Origin of the sequence: Micromonospora sp. NPDC049836, assembly GCF_044465125.1 — a bacterium.
Classification (GTDB): Bacteria; Actinomycetota; Actinomycetes; order Mycobacteriales; family Micromonosporaceae; genus Micromonospora.
In genome coordinates, this window is record NZ_JBITLH010000007.1 from 138,234 (window position 1) to 156,488 (window position 18,255).

Genomic DNA, 18,255 nt, shown 5'->3' on the forward strand with positions numbered 1-18,255 from the left:
CGCCAGATGACGCAGCGTGGCCGGGCCACCAGACCGACGGGGCCCGCCGGGCGACCCCGCCGGTCCGACGGCCCCCGGGCCGGGGACCGGGCCGGCGCACCCCGCGGCGACCTGGCCGCCCGGCGGGCCCGGCTGCGCGAGGTGATCGAGCCGGTGGTCAGCGCCGCCGGGTACGACCTGGAGGACCTCTCCGTCTCCCGCGCTGGCCGCCGGCACGTGGTCCGGGTGATCGTGGACGCCGACGGCGGGATCAACCTGGACGCCGTCGCCGACGTGTCCCGGGCCGTCTCCGCCGCGCTGGACGCTGCGGAGGAGTCCGGCGGCGACCTGGTCGCCGGCGAGTACCAGCTCGAGGTCAGCTCGCCCGGCGTGGACCGGCCGCTGACCCTGCCCCGGCACTGGCGGCGCAACGTCGGCCGGCTGGTCAAGGTGACCGTGCGCGGCGCGGCGGTCGGGCCCGAGCGGCGGGCCACCGGCGACCGGCAGCTCACCGGCCGGGTGGCCGAGGCCGACGACGCGCACGTGGTGCTGGAGACGGAGTCCGGCCGGGTGACGCACCCGTACGCCGAGCTCGGGCCCGGCCGGGTGCAGGTGGAGTTCCACCGCCTCGACGAGGCGGCGGACGACGAGTTCGACGAGACTGACGACATCGACGACGACGATGATGATGTGGAGGACGAGGAGAGGTGAACATCGACCTCGCGGCGCTGCGCGCACTGGAGCGCGAGCGGGAGATCCCGTTCGACACGATCCTCGCGGCGATCGAGACCGCGTTGCTGACCGCCTACCGGCACACCGAGGGCGCCGAGCCGCACGCCCGGGTGGAGATCGACCGCAAGACCGGCGCCGCCTCGGTGTACGCCCAGGAGCAGGACGCCGACGGCGCGGTGGTGCGGGAGTGGGACGACACCCCGCACGACTTCGGCCGGATCGCCGCCATGACGGCGAAGCAGGTGATCCTCCAGCGGCTGCGGGAGGCCACCGACGAGGTGCACTTCGGCGAGTACGTGGGCCGCGACGGCGACCTGGTCACCGGCGTGGTGCAGGCGCACGAGGCGCGGGCCGAGAAGGGCATCGTCAGCGTCGACCTGGGCAAGCTGGAGGGCGTGCTGCCGCAGTCCGAGCAGGTCCCCGGCGAGCGGTACGCGCACGGCGAGCGGATCCGCTGCGTCGTGGTGCACGTGGCAAAGGGAATGCGCGGTCCGCAGATCACGTTGTCCCGCTCGCACCCCGCGCTGGTGAAGAAGCTCTTCGCCCTCGAGGTGCCGGAGATCGCCGACGGCACCGTGGAGATCGGTGCGATCGCCCGTGAGGCAGGTCACCGTACGAAGATCGCGGTGCGCTCGACCGCCTCCGGGGTGAACGCCAAGGGCGCGTGCATCGGCCCGATGGGCCAGCGGGTGCGGGCGGTGATGAGCGAGCTGCACGGCGAGAAGATCGACATCATCGACTGGTCGGACGACCCGGCCACCTTCGTCGGCAACGCGCTCTCGCCGGCCAAGGCGCTGCGGGTCGAGGTGGTCGATCTGGCCAGCCGGACCGCGCGGGTGACCGTGCCGGACTTCCAGCTCTCGCTCGCGATCGGGCGGGAGGGGCAGAACGCCCGGCTTGCGGCCCGGTTGACCGGTTGGCGGATCGACATCCGCTCCGATGCGGAGCAGTCCGGCGCGGCCGGCCGGGGCGGAGCTGATCACGTACCCGAGCCGGGCGGCGCGATCTCGAACAGCTAGGGGTAGACTTCCTCCAGTGGCACGACGCGCGCAACCGGAGCGCACCTGTGTGGGCTGCCGGAAGCGAGCGCCGGCCAGCGAGTTGCTGCGGATCGTCGCGATCGGTGACGAGGCTGACCATTACAGCCTCCGGCCCGATCCGGGCCGCAGACTGCCGGGTCGGGGAGCGAACATGCATCCGGATCCGGCCTGCTTCGCGCAGGCGGTGCGGCGCCGCGCCTTCGGGCGGGCACTGCGGGTCACCGGGGTCCTCGACCACGGTGCGCTGGCGGAGCACGTTGACGCGCAAACCCCGACGACCGGTCAACCCGACCGGTCGAGGGTCGCTAGCAGGGTAGGACGACCGACATGAGCACACGATGAAGTCCCTGAAATGACCAGGCTTCAAGTGCACGAGTGAGGTCGCTGCGGGTACTGCCCGCACGACCTCGGAGTGAGGAGTGCAGTGGCAGGAAAGGCCCGCGTACACGAGCTCGCCAAGGAGCTCGGGGTCGAGAGTAAGACCGTTCTCGCCAAGCTCAAGGAGATGGGCGAGTTCGTCAAGTCCGCGTCCAGCACCGTCGAGGCGCCCGTCGCCCGACGGCTGCGTGGCGCTTTCGTCGCGTCCGCCGGTGGCACCTCGGCGCCGGCCGCCCCGTCGGCGGCCGCCCCGAGTCCGGCACCGACCTCGGCGCCGTCCCCGACCCCGGGCGCCCCCCGGGTCTCGGCCAAGCCGATGCCGCCCCGGCGGCCGGCCGCGCCGACCCCTGGACCGAAGCCCAAGGGCCCGGTCCCCGGCCCGCCGCAGCCGGCGACTCCGGTCGCCAAGCCGGCGAGCGCACACGACATCGAGGTGGCGGCCGCCGAGGCGCGTGCCGCCGCGCTGAAGGCTGAGCAGGAGGCCGCGGTCAAGGCCGCGCAGGCCGCCCGCCAGCAGCAGCGGGAGAACGTCCGCCGGGAGCCCCCGGCCGAGGGCGGTCCCCGCCCGGGTCCGCGTCCGGGTCCGAACGCGGCGCCGCCGCGTCCGGGTACTCCGGCCGCCGGTCGTCCGGGTGGCCCGGCCCCGGGTCCGGGTGCCCGTCCGGGCGGTCGTCCGCCGGCGCGCGGCGCCGGCAACAACCCGTTCGGTATCCAGGGCGGCCAGCAGCAGCGGCCGCCGGCCGCCGGTGCGGGTGGTCCCCGGCCCAGCCCGGCGGGCATGCCGCCGCGGCCGAGCCCGGCCTCCATGCCGCCGCGGCCCAGCCCGGCTTCCATGCCGAGCCAGCGTCCCACCACGGGTCGCCCCGGCGGCCCCGGTGGCGGTCGTGGTGGACCCGGCGGTGGCGGCGCGGGCCGTCCCGGTGGCGGCGGCGGTGGTTTCCGCGGCGGTCCCGGTGGCGGTGGCGGCGGCGGTGGTTTCCGCGGTGGTCCCGGTGGCGGTGGCGGCGGCGGCGGTGGTTACCGCGGCGGTCCCGGTGGCGGCGGTGGCGCTCCCGGTGGCGGTTTCCGCCCGGGTGCCCCGGCCGGCGGCGGTGGCCGTCCGGGCGGTGGCGGTCGTGGCCGTGGCGGCGGCGCCGCGGGTGCCTTCGGGCGTCCGGGTGGCCGGCCGACCCGTGGCCGTAAGTCCAAGAAGCAGCGCAGACAGGAGTTCGACAACCTGTCGGCCCCGACCATGTCCTCGGGCGCGCCCCGCGGGCAGGGTCAGGTCGTCCGGCTCTCCCGTGGCGCCTCGCTGTCGGACTTCGCCGACAAGATCAACGCCAACCCGGGTTCGCTGGTCCAGGAGATGTTCAACCTGGGCGAGATGGTGACCGCGACCCAGTCCTGCTCCGACGACACCCTGCTGCTGCTGGGTGAGCACCTCGGCTTCGACGTGCAGATCGTCAGCCCGGAGGACGAGGACCGTGAGCTGCTCGCGCAGTTCAACATCGACCTCGACGCCGAGGTCGCGGCCGACCGCCTGGTCAGTCGTGCGCCGGTGGTGACCGTCATGGGTCACGTCGACCACGGTAAGACCAAGCTGCTCGACGCGATCCGCAAGGCGAACGTGGTGGCCGGCGAGGCGGGTGGCATCACCCAGCACATCGGCGCGTACCAGGTCCACGTCCCGCACGACGGCGAGGACCGCGCGGTGACCTTCATCGACACCCCGGGTCACGAGGCGTTCACCGCCATGCGTGCCCGTGGTGCCCAGGTCACGGACATCGTGATCCTGGTGGTGGCGGCCGACGACGGTGTGATGCCGCAGACCATCGAGGCGCTCAACCACGCCAAGGCGGCGGACGTGCCGATCGTGGTCGCGGTCAACAAGATCGACAAGCCGGAGGCGAACCCCGACAAGGTCCGCCAGCAGCTGACCGAGTACGGCCTGGTCGCCGAGGAGTACGGCGGCGACACCATGTTCGTCAACGTGGCGGCCAAGCCCGGCATCGGCATCGAGGAACTGCTCGAGGCCGTGCTGCTGACCGCCGACGCGTCGCTGGAGCTGACCGCTCCGATCGACGGGCCGGCGCAGGGTGTCGCCATCGAGGCGCACCTGGACAAGGGCCGCGGTGCGGTGGCGACCGTGCTGGTGCAGAAGGGCACCCTCCGGGCCGGCGACTCGATCGTCGCCGGTGGGGCGCACGGCCGGGTCCGGGCCATGCTGGACGAGAACGGCAAGCCGGTCGACACGGCCGGGCCGGCGCGTCCGGTCATGGTGTTGGGTCTGACCACGGTGCCGGGTGCGGGTGACACCTTCCTGGCCGCCGAGGACGACCGGACCGTGCGGCAGATCGCCGAGCAGCGGCAGGCGCGGCGGCGGGCGGCCTCGTTCGCCAACTCCCGCGGCCGGGCCACCCTCGAGACGCTCATGGAGCAGCTCAAGGAGGGCGAGAAGACCTCGCTCAACCTGGTGCTCAAGGGCGACGTCTCCGGTTCCGTGGAGGCCCTCGAGGACGCGCTGTTCAACCTCGACATCCCGGAGGAGGTCCAGCTTCGGATCATCCACCGGGGCGTGGGTGCGATCACCGAGAGCGACGTCATGCTCGCGAGCGCCTCGTCCGAGGCGGTCACGATCATCGGCTTCAACGTGCGGGCCGCCAACAAGGTCCGCGAGATCGCCGACCGCGAGGGCGTGGAGATCCGGTACTACACGGTCATCTACCAGGCCATCGAGGAGATCGACGCCGCGCTCAAGGGGCTGCTCAAGCCGGAGTACGAGGAGGTCGAGCTGGGCACCGCGGAGATCCGCGACGTCTTCCGCTCGTCCAAGATCGGCAACATCTCCGGCTGTATCGTCCGGTCCGGCCTCATCCGCCGCAACGCCAAGGCGCGGCTGCTGCGGGACGGGGCGGTCGTGGCGGACAACCTCACGATCAGCTCCCTCAAGCGGTTCAAGGACGACGCGACCGAGGTCCGCGAGGGCTTCGAGTGTGGTCTGACGCTGGGCGGTTTCAACAACGTCCAGGTCGGCGACATCATCGAGACCTTCGAGATGCGGGAGAAGCCGCGCGCCTGAGCGGTATGAACGACCGGTGACGGCCGGGGCCTTCGGGCCCCGGCCGTCACCGTTTGCGCAGGCTGCGACAATTTCCGCGTGCTCAGGTACGCGCTGCTGCTCGCCCCGTCCGCCAACCGCGTCTACGCCGACGCGGCCGCCCGGCTGACCCGGGCCGAGCTGGAGATCTTCGCCCGCTCGGGGGTGCTCGACGTCGTCCCGGTGGACGGCGCGGTGGAGCGGATCGGCGGGGTGGAGTACCTGACCTTCGCCGCGCCCGGGCCGGGCCTCGGCGCCCGGGACCTGGCCTACCTGGCGAACCTGTCGGCGGCGTACGCGCTGTTCGAGCGGGTGGGCGAGGACCTGCTCCGCCCGGTGCCGCTGCACCCGCTGGCCCGGTATGACGCCGACCTGATCACCATTCCCAAGTACGCCGGCAAGACCAACGAGCAGTTCACCCGGTTGCTGCTCAACGCCACCCTGCTCGCCTCCACCTCGGCGGGAGCCATGCTGGACCGGCAGCTGGTGGTCCTCGACCCGCTCTGCGGTCGGGGCACCACGCTCAACCAGGCGCTGATGTACGGCTACGACGGCATCGGGGTCGAGCACGACGGCAAGGACGTCGACGCGTACGCCGCCTTCCTGCGTACCTGGCTGCGGCGCAAGCGGCTCAAGCACACCGCGGAGACGGTGCCGGTGCGGCGGGACCGGCGGCTGGTCGCCCGGCGGTTCGAGGCGGTCCTCGCGCCCTCCCGGGACGAGCACCGGGCCAGGGCCACCCAGCGGGTCACCGTGCTGCACACCGACACCGTCCGGGCCCGGGACGTGCTGCGCGCGCGCTGCGCCGACGTGCTGGTGACCGACACCCCGTACGGGGTGGCGCACGGCAGCCGCACCGATCAGGGGCTGTCCCGCAGCCCGCTGGAGCTGCTCCGGGCCGCGGTGCCGGTCTGGCGGGACCTGCTCCGCCCGGGCGGCGCGCTGGGACTGTCCTGGAACACCCACGTGGCGCCCCGGGCGGCGGCCGAGGCGGTGCTGACCGACGCCGGCCTGCGGGTGGTGAGCGGGCCCGGCTACCTCGACCTGGCGCACCGGGTGGACCAGGCGATCGAGCGGGACGTCCTGGTGGCGGTCGCGCCCGCGGAGACTCCGGCGCGGCAGGCCTGACGGCCGTACCGAAACCGGGTGACCCCGCGGCCGCGCTGCCGTACCGTTGCTCGCCGTGTACACGGGAACCGCGCAATTCGATCTGTTGCTGCCGGGGGACTCCCGGTCCCTGAAGACCAAGCGGTCGTACGTCCGGCCGATCGTCGCCGCGCTGCGCCGTTTCGAGGTGTCCGCGGCCGAGGTGGGTGCGCTCGACCTGCACGGCCGGGCCGAGATCGGGGTGGCCGTGGTGGCCGCCGAGGCCGCGCACGTCCGCGAGGTGCTCGACTCCTGCGAGCGGCTGGTCGCCGCCCGCCCCGAAACCGAACTGCTGTCGGTGCGCCGCCGCCTGCACGGCGCGGACGACTGAAGCCTCGGCGCCGCGACCGGCCGGTCCGGCACCCGGCGCGGGTGACCGTCGCGGCGGACCTGCCGGCGTTGACGCCGCTGCGCGCGGCCCAGGACCTGGGACGTACCGCGGGTCCACCGGGGCCCGGCGCCGGCCCGGCGGCCCGGCGCGGGGGCCGCGGGCGCGCGGGTAGTGTGCGAGATGTTGGGCGGCTCCAGGTCGCGGCGCGTCGTCAGACGCGCCGAGCTGGAGCCGTCGTAAGGAGCAGGGTGACCCTGGAGGTGGGGGAGATGACGGATCCGGCCAAGGTACGCCGGCACGCGGAGCGCATCCGTGAACTGGTCGCGTCGGTGGTGCGGAGCCAGATCAAGGACCCCCGGCTCGGGATGATCACCATCACCGATGCCCGGATCACCGCCGATCTGCGCGACGCCACCGTGTTCTACACGGTGCTCGGCGACGCGGCGGCCCAGTCCAGCACCGCCGCCGCGCTGGAGAGCGCCAAGGGCCTGCTGCGCAGCACGGTCGGCAAGGCGCTCGGCCTGCGCCACTCGCCGACCCTGACCTTCGTCCTGGACGACGTGCAGGACCAGGTCAAGCACATCGACGACCTGCTGGCGGCGGCGCGTAACGCCGACGCCGAGGTGCAGCGGCTGGCCGCCAGGGCGCAGTACGCGGGCGAGGCGCAGCCGTACCGGCTGGAGGACGAGGACGAGGACGCCGAGGGCGAGACCGACGCGGACGCCGAGACCACGGCCGAGGACGAGGCGCGCGGCGGCGACCGCCCGTGAACGATTCCGCCGAGGGCGGCACGCCGGCCGGCGCCGGCCCGACCGACACCGACTGGGCGGCCGCCCTCGCGGCCGTACGCGGGCTGCCCGCCGACGCGCGGGTGCAGCTGATCTGCCACGTGAACCCGGACGGCGACGCGCTGGGCACCATGCTCGGCTTCGGGCTGGGCCTGCGCCGGCTCGGCGTCCGGCAGCTGCGGGCGACCTTCCCCGGGCCGCCGGTGCTGCCCGAGCCGTTCCGCTGGCTGCCCGGGCTGGAGCTGCTGGTCCCGCAGGACGACGCGTACCCGGAGCCGGACCTGGTGATCTGCTTCGACGTGGCGAGCGAGTACCGGCTGGGTGACCTGGCCGACCGGCTGGACAAGGCCGGGACGGCCCTGGTGCTGGACCACCACGCCTCGAACACCCGGTTCGGCGGCATCCACCTGGTCGACCCGCACGCCGCGGCCACCTCGGTGGTGGCGCAGGAACTGCTGGACCGGCTCGGGGTGCCGCTGGACGCGGAGATCGCGACCTGCTTCTACGTGGCGCTGAGCACGGACACCGGCTCGTTCCGCTTCGAAGCCACCACCCCGGCCGTGCACCGGCTGGCGGCCCGGTTGCTGGCCACCGGCATCCGGCCCGGCGACATCTCCCGGCGGATCTTCGACACCCGCCCGTTCGGCGCGGTCCGGCTCTTCGGCGAGGTGCTGCTGCGGGCCCGCCTGGAGCCGGCGGCCGCCGCCGGGCGCGGGCTCGTCTGGACGTACGCCACCCGCGCGGACCTGGCCCGCCACGACCAGCCGGCGTACGTGCTGGAGGCGCTGATCGACTCGGTCCGGTGCACGGCCGAGGCGGACGTGAGCTGCGTGGTCAAGCAGGTCGACACCGCCGAGTGGGCGGTCTCGCTGCGCAGCAAGGGCGCGGTGGACGTCAGCGCGGTGGCGGTGGCGCTGGGCGGTGGCGGGCACCGGTTCGCGGCTGGCTTCACCGGGCGCGGCACGGTCGACGAGGTGGTGGACCGGATCCGGGGCGAGCTGGCCGGGGCGCTGCTGCCCGGCTGAGATCAGGGGCGGCTCCGGGGCGCGCCGGTCTTCCCGCACTTCGTGACCGTGGGGACAATCGGTAGATGGATCATCCCCGAGAGCTCACCGTCGAGGCGCCCCGAGCCTGGGACCGTCCGGTCGTCTCCGTACCGGTGCTGATCTGCCTGTCCCTGGTCGGTGGCCAGTTGCCCTCCTTCTCGGCCCAGGCCAACCTCTACACGCTGGGCACGGGTGGCGCGCTGATCTGGATCGGCCTGAACAACCGGGTGCCGCGCCGGCCGGCGCCGCGCCGCCTGGGCCGCGGCGCGGTCTGGTGGCTGCTGCCGGCCACCCTCTTCGGGGTCCTCGAGGGAGCCACCTTCGTGCTCTCGGTGGGTGACGAGTTCCCGACCTTCTCCCGGCTGGCCGACCCGCTGCTGGAGGACCATCTGGTCCGGTCGGCGGCCTGGTTCGCCTGGCTCTCCGCGTTCTGGGGACTGGTGCGCCGATGATGCGGCTGCTGGCGATCGGGGGTTTCCTCACCGCGCTGGCGCTCCTCGCGGTGATCGAATGGGCGGCCCGGCGGGAGGGCTCCCGGATCCCGTCGCTCGGCGAGGTCTGCGCGTTCGTGATGCGCTACGAGGTGGGCCCGGTGCCGGTGGGCCGGATCGGACTGTTCGGCTTCTGGTGGTGGCTGGGCTGGCACTTCCTGGCCCGCTGACCGGGTCGCGCGGGGCGTCCGCATTCCGGGAACTGCGGGCAGCATGTGGAAAATGAACGTTAACTTGGGTGCGGGACCGGCGCCTTGCGGCGCTGGTCAGGGGCGGTGGCTCCGCACCAGGTGCCGCCTCCCTCCAGGGTCAGACCGACCCGGGCTCACGCTGCCAGGCGAGCCGCTCCGGTGATCCCGGACCGCTCCCGGGCGCTCCGAACCGCCCGAAGGGCCGCCGCCGTCGGCGGTCCGCACCCTGGAAGGGAAGATCCCGTGGCGACCAAGCGCAAGCCGCAGACCGAGACCACCACCGACGAGGCACGGGAGCAGATGCGCCGCGCCCTGCAGACCTCGATGGACACCCGTCAGTGACGTCGGCCCGCCGGCGGTGACGTCGGGTCAGCCGACGTCACCGCCGCGCCGACCGCACGGTCTGCTCTTCGCCGCGCCCGGGCGCCACCGCCTCGGCCGGGGCGCCGCATCCTGATCGTCGGCGGTGTCGTGCCGACCGGTCGGTCTCCGGTTCGCCGCCTCCGGGGCGCTACCGTCGGCCGGTGCGCCGCATCCTGATCGTCGGCAGCGCGGGCGCCGGCAAGAGCACCCTGGCCCGCGAGGTCGCCCGCCGGCTCGACCTCCCCCTCGTCCACCTGGACCGGCACTACTGGCGGCCGGGCTGGATCGCCGCCCCGGACGCCGAGTTCCGCGCCGAGGTCGGCGCGCTCGCCGCCCGCCCGGCCTGGGTGATGGACGGCAACTACGCCGCCACCCTCGATCTCCGCCTGCCCCGCGCCGACCTGCTGGTGCTCTGCGACACGCCCCGGTTGCGCTGCCTCGCCCGGGTGCTCCGCCGCCGCTGGACCCACCGGGGCACGCCCCGACCGGACCTGCCGCCCGGCTGCCCGGAGCAGATCGACGCGGCGTTCCTCCGCTACGTCTGGCACTACCCGCGCCGCTCCCGCCCCCGGGTCGAGGCCGCCGCCCGTACGCTCGCCCCCGACCTGCCGGTGGTCCACCTCCGCACCTCCGCCCATACCCGCACCTGGCTCGCCACCCTGCCCACCTCCTAGCCCTCCCGCCGCTCAGCGAGGGGCGGGGGAGGAGGGCGGGATGGTAAGTGATGCGGGAGGGTTGCGGGCCTTACGGGAGGCATGCCAGGATCGGCCGTGATGAGCCAGACCCTCACCCCCGCCCCGCCGGTCGTCTCGGCGCGGCGCATCGCCGGGCTCGCCCTGCCCGCCCTCGTGGTGCTCGCCGCCGAGCCGCTCTATGTCCTGGTGGACACCGCCGTCGTGGGGCACCTGGGCCGCGTCCCGCTCGCCGCGCTCGCCGTCGGCGGCACGGTGATGACGCTGGCCGCCTGGCTGGGCACCGTCGTCGCGTACGGCACCACCGGGCGGTCGGCCCGCCGGTTCGGCTCCGGCGACCGGGGTGCCGCGGTGGCCGAGGGAGTCCAGGCGTCCTGGCTCGCGCTGACCGTCGGGGTGCTGGTGGCGCTCGCCGTCCAACTCGGCGGGGGCGTGCTGGCGCGTACCCTGGTCGGCGGCTCAGGAGAGGTGGCCGAGCAGGCCGCGACCTGGCTGCGGATCGCGGCGCTGGGCGCGCCCGGGCTGCTGCTCGCCGCCGCCGGCAACGGCTGGCTGCGCGGCATCCAGGACACCCGGCGCCCGCTGCTGTTCGTGCTCGCCCCCAACCTGCTCTCGGCGCTGCTCTGCCCGTTGCTGGTCTACCCGGCCGGGCTGGGGCTGGCCGGCTCGGCGGTGGCGAACGCCGCGGCCCAGACCCTCTCCGGCGCGCTGTTCGCGGCGGCGCTGGTCCGCGAACGGATCTCCCTGCGGCCCCGGCCCCGGCTGATCCGTCAGCAGCTCGTGCTCAGCCGGGACCTGCTCGTCCGGGGCGTCGCCTTCCAGGCCAGCTTCCTCTCCGCCACCGCGGTCGCGGCCCGGTTCGGCGCCGCCGCGGTCGGCGCGCACCAGATCGCCGTACAGCTGTGGTTCTTCACCGCCCTGGTGCTGGACGCCCTCGCCATCGCGGCGCAGTCGCTGGTCGGCGCCGCGCTCGGTGCCGGCGACGCGGCCGGCGCCCGCGCGCTGGCCCGGCGGATCGCGCTGGTCGGCGGGGCCTGCGGCGTGGCGTTCGCGGTGCTCATCGCCGCCGGCGCCGGCCTGGTCCCGTCCTGGTTCAGCGCCGACCCCCAGGTACGCGAGCAGGCCATGGTCGCCTGGCCCTGGTTCGTGGCGCTGCAACCGATCGGCGGGGTGGTCTTCGCCCTCGACGGGGTGCTGATCGGCGCCGGGGACGTCCGCTACCTGCGCAACCTCACCATCGTGGCGGCGTTCGGCGGTTTCCTGCCGGCGATCTGGCTGGCCTACGGGCTCGACCTGGGCCTCGGCGGGATCTGGGCCGGGCTGCTGCTGTTCGTGGTGCTCCGGCTGGTCGCCCTGCTGCTGCGGCTGCGCTCCGGCGGCTGGGCGGTGGTCGGCGCGGTCCGCTGATCGGCGTGCCGTCGCCGCTGGGCGGGACGAGACGCGGGGGGCCAACTCAGCAGTCGACGGCGTCGTCTGGCCGCCAGCCCGGGTCGTAGATGTCGGCGGTCGACTCCGGACGCGGCCGGGCCCGGTACCGCGCGGTGGGGTCGTACTCCAGCGCGACATAGCCCTTGGTGATCGCGGCGCAGGGAGCACCGGCGACGGCCACCTCGGCGTCGGCGATCCAGAGCCCACGGGACGACGGCCGCACGTCGTCGGGGTGCGGGAACTGCCAGGTCACCTGGTCCCGCACGGTCACCAGCTCGGCTCCCGGCGGGTACTGCTGGGCCTGGAACAGGTCGAACGAGTAGACCCAGACGAACCGGGTGGTGACGGTGAGCACCCGGATCCCGCCCTCGGTGGTGTCGGCGGCGTACTCGATGATGCCCCGGCCGCGGATGCCGTCCTCGGGCACCCAGTCCGGCTCGGCGTCGGTGGAGATCCGGGTGGCGTAGCCGAGATTGCGGCCCCGGGCCAGGTCCTCCCTGACCCCGGCGCGCGCGTCGGGGGCGAGCGTGCCGAGGAACTGGGCCGGGTCGCCGTAGAAGGTGGTGCGGTGCAGCCGGCCCTCGATCAGCGCTTTCCGGACGCTGGCCAGCGCGTTGGCGACCTGCCTCGCGGTGAACGGTCCGGTGGCCCGGGCGGCCGGCAGGACGACGGCGGCCTCGCCCTCGGCGAAGTTCTCGGCCGGGGTGCCGATGAACACCCCCAGGGTGTTGCCGTTGGCGTCGACCGGCCGGGGTGGGGTGGCCGAGCGGCTCGGCAGGGCCACCTCGCCGCGGTGGACCCGGTCCACGAACCGCTGGCCGGCGGTGCCGAACACCGCCAGCAACGCGACCACCAGCAGCCCACTCGCGAGGCCGAGCAGCTTTCCGCTGTGCCGCGCCCAGCCGAGGCGGAGCCGCTCGGCGCGGGTCAGCTCGTGCTCCTGGGCCGGGTTGCGCATCCAGTCGGGGATTTGCACCGGCTCGTTGTCGGTGAAGAGCTGGTCGAGCCGGCGCGCCGGCTCTGCGGTGGGCTGTTCCTGAGTCATCGTTGTTCCTGGTCAGACGCACGAGGGGGCGGGTGATCCGCACGCGGGCGGCCGCCGCCCCGCCGCCCCCGTTTTCAGAGCTGCCGCTGCGTGATCTGGTGGAAGAGGTACATGGTGCCGACCACCAGGCAGGTGGCCACCACCGCGACGAGGACGAAGGACACGATCGCGGAGAGCACCGGGCGCCGCTCGCTGAACCGCGTCCGGTCCCGCCAGGCCCAGAGCCGGCGGCGCGCCGCATGCAGCGCCGGCACCCCGTCGACCAGTTCAGAGAGGCGGCGGCCGGTCGTGCGCCGGGGCGGCTCGGGATTGCGCATCCAGTCGGGCAGATCGACCCGGGGGCGGTGCTGGTGCGACGGAGGTGGGCTGGTCAACCGGACTCCCAGAGGCGCGTGCGGGCGGAGCGCACGGATCGTGGCATCGACCCGGGTCGCCCGCTGCCCCGACCGGCGAAGCGGGACGATCCACCCGCGAACGGTCCGCCCCGGCACCGGCGGGGGCGTGGCCGGCCGGGTCTGGCAGGCTTGGCGGGCGTGAGCACTGACGGACTGATCGTGGTCGACAAGCCCGGCGGCATGACGTCGCACGATGTGGTGGCCCGGATCCGCCGGCTGGCCCGGACCCGGCGGGTGGGGCACGGCGGCACGCTCGACCCGATGGCCACCGGGGTGCTGGTGATCGGCGTGGGCCGGGCCACCCGGCTGCTCACCTACGTGATCGGCGCCGGCAAGAGCTACACCGCCACGATCCGGCTGGGGCAGGCCACCGTCACCGACGACGCCGAGGGCGACGTGATCGCGGCCACCTCGACCGCCGGGGTCACCGACGAGGCGATCCGGGCCGCGCTCGCCGCGCTCACCGGCGAGATCGACCAGGTGCCGAGCGCGGTGAGCGCCATCAAAATCAACGGGCAGCGGGCGTACCAGCGGGTCCGCGACGGGGAGAGCGTCGACCTGCCCGCGCGCCGGGTGACCGTCTCCCGCCTCGAGGTGCTGGCCATCCGCCGGGACGCCCCGGACGTGGTCGACGTCGACGTCGACGTGACCTGCTCGTCCGGGACGTACATCCGGGCCATCGCGCGGGACGCGGGCCTGGCGCTGCGGGTCGGCGGCCACCTGACCGCGCTGCGCCGCACCGCGGTCGGCGGCTTCACGCTGGCCGAGGCGGCCACCCTGGACGCGCTGGAGCAGCGCGCGCCCGAGGTGGTCAACCTGCCGCTCGACGCCGCCGCCGACCGGTTCTTCCCGCGCCGGGACGCCACCGTGGTCGAGGCGAAGGTGCTCTCCCACGGCGGGCCGCTGGACCCGGCCGGCATCGCCGGCCCGTACGCGGTCTTCGGCCCGGAGGGCGGGTTGATCGCTATCGTCAGCGAGCGGGACGGCCGGGCCCGCGCGGAGATCGTGCTGGCCCCGGCCTGACGGCGGCGGGGCACAGTCGAGCAGGGGAGGAGCGGGAATGCAGCGGTGGCGGGGGTACGAGGCGGCACCCGGCGGCTGGGGTCGCTCGGTGGTCACCATCGGCGTCTTCGACGGGGTGCACAAGGGCCACCAGGCCACCATCGGCCACGCCGTGGCCCGGGCCCGGGAACTGGGCGTCAAGTCGGTGGTGGTCACCTTCGACCCGCACCCGGCCGAGGTGGTCCGGCCCGGCTCGCACCCGGCGGTGCTCACCGAACCGGCGCGCAAGGCGGAGCTGATCGAGGCGCTCGGGGCCGACGTGCTCTGCGTGGTGCCGTTCACCGCCGAGTTCTCCCGGCTGCCGGCCGAGGCGTTCGTGCACGACATCCTCGTCGAGCACCTGCACGCCGCGCTGGTGGTGGTCGGGGACAACTTCCGCTTCGGGCACCGGGCCGCCGGCGACGTGGCCCTGCTGGAGCGGCTGGGCCGCACCTTCGGCTTCGGGGTCGAAGGCGCCCCGCTGGTCGCCGAGGCGGGCACCGTCTTCTCCTCCACGTACATCCGCTCCTGCGTCGACGCGGGCGACGTGGCCGCGGCGGCCGCCGCGCTCGGCCGGCCGCACCGGGTGGAGGGCGTGGTGGTCCGTGGCGACCAGCGCGGGCGCGAGCTGGGCTACCCCACCGCCAACCTGCTGGCCCACCGGTACGCGGCGGTCCCCGCCGACGGCGTGTACGCGGCCCGGCTGGTGCGCCGGGGTGGCGAGCCGCTGGCCGCGGCGGTCTCCATCGGCACCAACCCGACCTTCTCCGGCCGGGAGCGGCGGGTGGAGGCGTACGCGCTGGACTTCACCGGCGACCTGTACGGCGAACGGCTCGCCCTGGACTTCGTGGCGCACCTGCGCGAACAACGGACGTACGACGCGATCGAGCCCTTGGTGGCCCAGATCGCCGAGGACGTGGAGCGGACCCGGCGCGCGGCCGGCTGACGCAGACCCGGGCCGCCGCGCCGCCCTTCACCGGGTGGTTCCCGGCCGGGCTGGTAGTCTGGCAGGGACGTCGGCTGACCGACGTGGGGCCTCGCGTGCCTGCACGACGCCGCGGGTGCGAGGAACCGGTCCGTTGCCCGGTCACTCAGACCGATCCGACGGACCCCATCGAACGTTCCACGAAACAGGGAGAACATGGCGCTCGACCAGGAAGCCAAGGCCAAGATCCGTGCGGAGTACGCGACCGCCGAGGGCGACACCGGTTCGCCGGAGGTGCAGGTCGCGGTCCTCACCAAGCGGATCGCCGAGCTCACCGAGCACCTGAAGGTGCACAAGCACGACCACCACAGCCGCCGCGGGCTGCTGCTGCTGGTCGGCCGTCGCCGTCGGCTGCTCAACTACGTCCAGAAGAAGGACATCAACCGCTACCGGTCGCTCATCGAGCGGCTCGGTCTGCGCCGATGACGTGACGGGGGAGTGGCCGCTCGGCCGCTCCCCCGTTCCGGTACCACAGAAGAAACCGGCCGCGCGACAACCCGAGAGGGAACCGGTCAGCGCACCGGTCTCCGGTAGTGGCCCCCGGGAATCCCGGCATCGTGCCGGCCACCCGGGCGCTTCGATCGAAGACCGGCCGTCTGAGCAGTTCCCCGTGTCGTGGCCGACGACGCGAAGGAGCACCACCGAACATGACCGAGACCAACCTCGGCACCGAATCCCGCACCGCCGTGATCGACAACGGGGCCTTCGGCACCCGCGAGATCACCTTCTCCACCGGCCGGCTGGCCCGTCAGGCCGCCGGCTCCGTCATCGCCCAGCTGGGCGAGACGGTCGTCCTCTCCGCCACCACCGCCGGCAAGCAGCCGCGCGAGTCGTTCGACTTCTTCCCGCTGACCGTGGACGTCGAGGAGCGGATGTACGCCGCGGGCCGGATCCCCGGCTCGTTCTTCCGCCGCGAGGGTCGCCCCAGCGAGGACGCCATCCTCACCTGCCGGCTGATCGACCGGCCGCTGCGCCCGTCCTTCGTCAAGGGCCTGCGCAACGAGGTCCAGGTCGTCGAGACCGTGCTGGCGCTCGACCCGCTGCACCCGTACGACGTGGTGGCGATCAACGCCGCCTCGATGTCCACCAAGCTCTCCGGCCTGCCGTTCTCCGGCCCGATCGGGGCGACCCGGGTCGCGCACGTCGACGGCCAGTGGGTTGCCTTCCCGACCCTGGAGGAGCTGGCGCGAGCCACCTTCGACATGGTCGTGGCCGGCCGGGCGCTGGCTGACGGTGACGTCGCGATCATGATGGTCGAGGCCGAGGCGACGCCGCACGCCGTGGCCCTGATCGCGGCCGGCGCCACCGCTCCGACCGAGGAGATCGTGGCCAGCGGCCTGGAGGCCGCCAAGCCGGCGATCCGCGAGCTGTGCCGCGCGCAGAGCGAGCTGGCCGAGGTGGCCGCCAAGCCGGTCACCGAGTTCCCGGTCTTCCTGGACTACCAGGACGACGCGTACGAGGCGGTGGCCGAGCTGGCCCGCGCCGAGGTCGCCGAGGCCCTCAAGATCGCCGGCAAGGCGGACCGCGAGGAGGCCCTCGACCGGGTCAAGGCCAAGGTCGCCGAGGAGCTCGGCCCGCGGTTCGAGGGCCGCGAGAAGGAGCTCTCCGCCGCCTTCCGCTCGCTGACCAAGTCCGAGGTGCGCAACCGGGTGCTGCGCGAGCAGGTCCGCATCGACGGCCGCGGCCCGCGCGACATCCGTCCGCTGACCGCCGAGGTCGGCGTGCTGCCGCGGGTGCACGGCTCGGCGCTGTTCGAGCGGGGCGAGACCCAGATCCTGGGCGTCACCACGCTGAACATGCTGCGCATGGAGCAGATGGTGGACACCCTCTCCCCGGAGAACCGCAAGCGCTACATGCACAACTACAACTTCCCGCCGTACTCGACCGGTGAGACCGGCCGGGTCGGCTCGCCGAAGCGGCGCGAGATCGGCCACGGCGCGCTGGCCGAGCGGGCGCTGATCCCGGTGCTGCCGTCGCGCGAGGAGTTCCCCTACGCCATCCGGCAGGTCTCCGAGGCGCTCGGCTCCAACGGGTCCACCTCGATGGGCTCGGTCTGCGCCTCCACGCTGGGCCTGCTCTCGGCCGGTGTGCCGCTGAAGGCGCCGGTCGCGGGCATCGCCATGGGCCTCATCTCCGACGAGGTGGAGGGCAAGACCCGGTACGTGACGCTGACCGACATCCTCGGCGCCGAGGACGCGTTCGGCGACATGGACTTCAAGGTCGCCGGTACCCGGGACTTCGTCACCGCGCTGCAGCTCGACACCAAGCTCGACGGCATCCCGTCCGACGTGCTGGCCGCCGCGCTGCAGCAGGCGAACGAGGCCCGGCAGACCATCCTCGACGTGATGCAGCGGGCCATCGAGGCCCCGGCCGAGATGTCCGACTACGCGCCGCGGGTCACCACCGTGAAGATCCCGGTCGACAAGATCGGCATGGTGATCGGCCCGAAGGGCCAGACCATCAACGCCATCCAGGACGAGACCGGCGCCGAGATCTCCATCGAGGACGACGGCACCATCTACGTCGGCGCGACCAACGGCCCGTCCGCCCAGGCCGCGGTCGAGCGGATCAACGCGATCGCCAACCCGACCCTGCCGAAGATGGGCGACCGGTTCCTGGGCACCGTGGTGAAGACCGCCGCGTTCGGCGCCTTCATCTCGCTGCTCCCGGGCCGCGACGGCCTGCTGCACATCTCCAAGGTGGGCGACGGCAAGCGGGTCGAGAAGGTCGAGGACTTCCTCAACGTCGGCGACAAGGTCGAGGTCGAGATCGCCGACATCGACGCCCGCGGCAAGATCTACCTGGACAAGGTCCGCCCGGAGGGCGCCGAGGCGCCGGCCGCCGAGGAGGCCGCCGGTGGCGAGCGTCCGGCCGGCCGGGACCGCGGCGACCGTGCTCCGCGGGACCGGGGTGACCGCGGCGACCGGGGTGACCGGGAGCGCGGCGGCCGGAGCCCCGAGCGGGGCGAGGGCGGCGGCGAGGGCGGCGGCGAGTCCCGCCCGCGTCGCCGGACCCGGCACAGCTGATCCACCGTCCGGCCCGGAGGACGCCGACGGCGTCCCCCGGGCCGGTTCACGGCTCCAGCGGCACAGCTTCGAGCCGGCGCGC

General features: G+C 74.1%; 18 protein-coding genes. 16 read left to right on the forward strand and 2 right to left on the reverse strand.

Annotation, left to right across the window (positions count from 1 at the left end; all coding sequences use genetic code 11):
• Positions 1 to 6: 6 nt before the first annotated feature.
• The 12 genes from rimP to ACIBPB_RS20275 all read left to right on the forward strand — a co-directional run bounded on the left by rimP (position 7) and on the right by ACIBPB_RS20275 (position 11,660).
• On the forward strand, positions 7 to 690 hold the full coding sequence (gene rimP / locus ACIBPB_RS20220) for a ribosome maturation factor RimP (RefSeq protein ID WP_396841089.1): 684 nt from the start codon (positions 7 to 9) through the stop codon (positions 688 to 690).
• Positions 687 to 1,730 carry a transcription termination factor NusA gene (gene nusA, locus ACIBPB_RS20225; RefSeq protein ID WP_046568849.1) on the forward strand — a complete coding sequence of 348 codons (1,044 nt, stop codon included), beginning with the start codon at positions 687 to 689 and terminating at the stop codon, positions 1,728 to 1,730. The genes rimP and nusA overlap by 4 nt, the downstream gene beginning before the upstream one ends.
• 16 nt (positions 1,731 to 1,746) lie before the next feature.
• On the forward strand, positions 1,747 to 2,082 hold the full coding sequence (locus ACIBPB_RS20230) for a YlxR family protein (protein ID WP_357315006.1): 336 nt from the start codon (positions 1,747 to 1,749) through the stop codon (positions 2,080 to 2,082).
• 93 nt (positions 2,083 to 2,175) lie between these two features.
• Positions 2,176 to 5,187, forward strand: coding sequence for a translation initiation factor IF-2 (gene infB / locus ACIBPB_RS20235; RefSeq protein ID WP_396841090.1), 3,012 nt, complete (start codon positions 2,176 to 2,178; stop codon positions 5,185 to 5,187).
• 78 nt (positions 5,188 to 5,265) lie between these two features.
• Positions 5,266 to 6,333 (forward strand): TRM11 family SAM-dependent methyltransferase, encoded by a 1,068-nt coding sequence (locus tag ACIBPB_RS20240; RefSeq protein ID WP_396841091.1) that lies wholly within the window; start codon positions 5,266 to 5,268, stop codon positions 6,331 to 6,333.
• 55 nt (positions 6,334 to 6,388) lie between these two features.
• Complete coding sequence (locus ACIBPB_RS20245) at positions 6,389 to 6,682, forward strand: DUF503 domain-containing protein (protein ID WP_396841092.1); 294 nt, start codon at positions 6,389 to 6,391, stop codon at positions 6,680 to 6,682.
• A gap of 269 nt (positions 6,683 to 6,951) precedes the next feature.
• Positions 6,952 to 7,452 (forward strand): 30S ribosome-binding factor RbfA, encoded by a 501-nt coding sequence (gene rbfA, locus ACIBPB_RS20250; RefSeq protein WP_396841271.1) that lies wholly within the window; start codon positions 6,952 to 6,954, stop codon positions 7,450 to 7,452.
• Positions 7,449 to 8,495 carry a bifunctional oligoribonuclease/PAP phosphatase NrnA gene (locus ACIBPB_RS20255; protein WP_396841093.1) on the forward strand — a complete coding sequence of 349 codons (1,047 nt, stop codon included), beginning with the start codon at positions 7,449 to 7,451 and terminating at the stop codon, positions 8,493 to 8,495. Before rbfA ends, ACIBPB_RS20255 begins: the two co-directional genes overlap by 4 nt.
• A 65-nt stretch (positions 8,496 to 8,560) precedes the next feature.
• Positions 8,561 to 8,968 carry a hypothetical protein gene (locus ACIBPB_RS20260; protein ID WP_357314993.1) on the forward strand — a complete coding sequence of 136 codons (408 nt, stop codon included), beginning with the start codon at positions 8,561 to 8,563 and terminating at the stop codon, positions 8,966 to 8,968.
• Positions 8,968 to 9,177 (forward strand): DUF6186 family protein, encoded by a 210-nt coding sequence (locus ACIBPB_RS20265; RefSeq protein WP_357315120.1) that lies wholly within the window; start codon positions 8,968 to 8,970, stop codon positions 9,175 to 9,177. The genes ACIBPB_RS20260 and ACIBPB_RS20265 overlap by 1 nt, the downstream gene beginning before the upstream one ends.
• A 545-nt stretch (positions 9,178 to 9,722) precedes the next feature.
• Complete coding sequence (locus ACIBPB_RS20270) at positions 9,723 to 10,235, forward strand: adenylate kinase (protein ID WP_396841094.1); 513 nt, start codon at positions 9,723 to 9,725, stop codon at positions 10,233 to 10,235.
• A 99-nt stretch (positions 10,236 to 10,334) separates the two neighbouring features.
• Positions 10,335 to 11,660, forward strand: coding sequence for an MATE family efflux transporter (locus ACIBPB_RS20275; protein ID WP_396841095.1), 1,326 nt, complete (start codon positions 10,335 to 10,337; stop codon positions 11,658 to 11,660).
• A 46-nt stretch (positions 11,661 to 11,706) separates the two neighbouring features.
• Here ACIBPB_RS20275 and ACIBPB_RS20280 read toward each other — a convergent pair whose 3' ends face one another.
• Both ACIBPB_RS20280 and ACIBPB_RS20285 read right to left on the reverse strand, forming a co-directional pair.
• Complete coding sequence (locus ACIBPB_RS20280) at positions 11,707 to 12,726, reverse strand: hypothetical protein (RefSeq protein WP_396841096.1); 1,020 nt, start codon at positions 12,724 to 12,726, stop codon at positions 11,707 to 11,709.
• A 74-nt stretch (positions 12,727 to 12,800) separates the two neighbouring features.
• Positions 12,801 to 13,100, reverse strand: a complete 300-nt coding sequence (locus tag ACIBPB_RS20285) for a hypothetical protein (RefSeq protein ID WP_396841097.1) — start codon at positions 13,098 to 13,100, stop codon at positions 12,801 to 12,803.
• A 201-nt stretch (positions 13,101 to 13,301) separates the two neighbouring features.
• Here ACIBPB_RS20285 and truB point away from each other — a divergent pair, with 201 nt between their 5' ends.
• The 4 genes from truB to ACIBPB_RS20305 all read left to right on the forward strand — a co-directional run bounded on the left by truB (position 13,302) and on the right by ACIBPB_RS20305 (position 18,173).
• Positions 13,302 to 14,144, forward strand: a complete 843-nt coding sequence (truB, locus tag ACIBPB_RS20290) for a tRNA pseudouridine(55) synthase TruB (RefSeq protein ID WP_396841272.1) — start codon at positions 13,302 to 13,304, stop codon at positions 14,142 to 14,144.
• 37 nt (positions 14,145 to 14,181) lie between these two features.
• Positions 14,182 to 15,108, forward strand: coding sequence for a bifunctional riboflavin kinase/FAD synthetase (locus ACIBPB_RS20295; protein ID WP_396841098.1), 927 nt, complete (start codon positions 14,182 to 14,184; stop codon positions 15,106 to 15,108).
• A gap of 195 nt (positions 15,109 to 15,303) precedes the next feature.
• Entirely contained in the window at positions 15,304 to 15,573 is a 270-nt protein-coding gene (gene rpsO / locus ACIBPB_RS20300; protein ID WP_043962418.1) for a 30S ribosomal protein S15, read from the forward strand.
• A 221-nt stretch (positions 15,574 to 15,794) separates the two neighbouring features.
• Positions 15,795 to 18,173 (forward strand): polyribonucleotide nucleotidyltransferase, encoded by a 2,379-nt coding sequence (locus tag ACIBPB_RS20305; RefSeq protein ID WP_396841099.1) that lies wholly within the window; start codon positions 15,795 to 15,797, stop codon positions 18,171 to 18,173.
• Positions 18,174 to 18,255: the final 82 nt, after the last annotated feature.

What these genes read in the sequence shown, in the direction of transcription:
- rimP (WP_396841089.1), top strand. Translation starts at nt 7, where the DNA reads ATGACGCAGCGTGGCCGGGCCACCAGACCGACGGGGCCCGCCGGGCGA.
- rbfA (WP_396841271.1), top strand. Translation starts at nt 6,952, where the DNA reads ATGACGGATCCGGCCAAGGTACGCCGGCACGCGGAGCGCATCCGTGAA.
- ACIBPB_RS20260 (WP_357314993.1), top strand. Translation starts at nt 8,561, where the DNA reads ATGGATCATCCCCGAGAGCTCACCGTCGAGGCGCCCCGAGCCTGGGAC.
- ACIBPB_RS20265 (WP_357315120.1), top strand. Translation starts at nt 8,968, where the DNA reads ATGCGGCTGCTGGCGATCGGGGGTTTCCTCACCGCGCTGGCGCTCCTC.
- ACIBPB_RS20275 (WP_396841095.1), top strand. Translation starts at nt 10,335, where the DNA reads ATGAGCCAGACCCTCACCCCCGCCCCGCCGGTCGTCTCGGCGCGGCGC.
- ACIBPB_RS20280 (WP_396841096.1), bottom strand. Translation starts at nt 12,726, where the DNA reads ATGACTCAGGAACAGCCCACCGCAGAGCCGGCGCGCCGGCTCGACCAG.
- truB (WP_396841272.1), top strand. Translation starts at nt 13,302, where the DNA reads ATGACGTCGCACGATGTGGTGGCCCGGATCCGCCGGCTGGCCCGGACC.
- ACIBPB_RS20295 (WP_396841098.1), top strand. Translation starts at nt 14,182, where the DNA reads ATGCAGCGGTGGCGGGGGTACGAGGCGGCACCCGGCGGCTGGGGTCGC.
- rpsO (WP_043962418.1), top strand. Translation starts at nt 15,304, where the DNA reads ATGGCGCTCGACCAGGAAGCCAAGGCCAAGATCCGTGCGGAGTACGCG.
- ACIBPB_RS20305 (WP_396841099.1), top strand. Translation starts at nt 15,795, where the DNA reads ATGACCGAGACCAACCTCGGCACCGAATCCCGCACCGCCGTGATCGAC.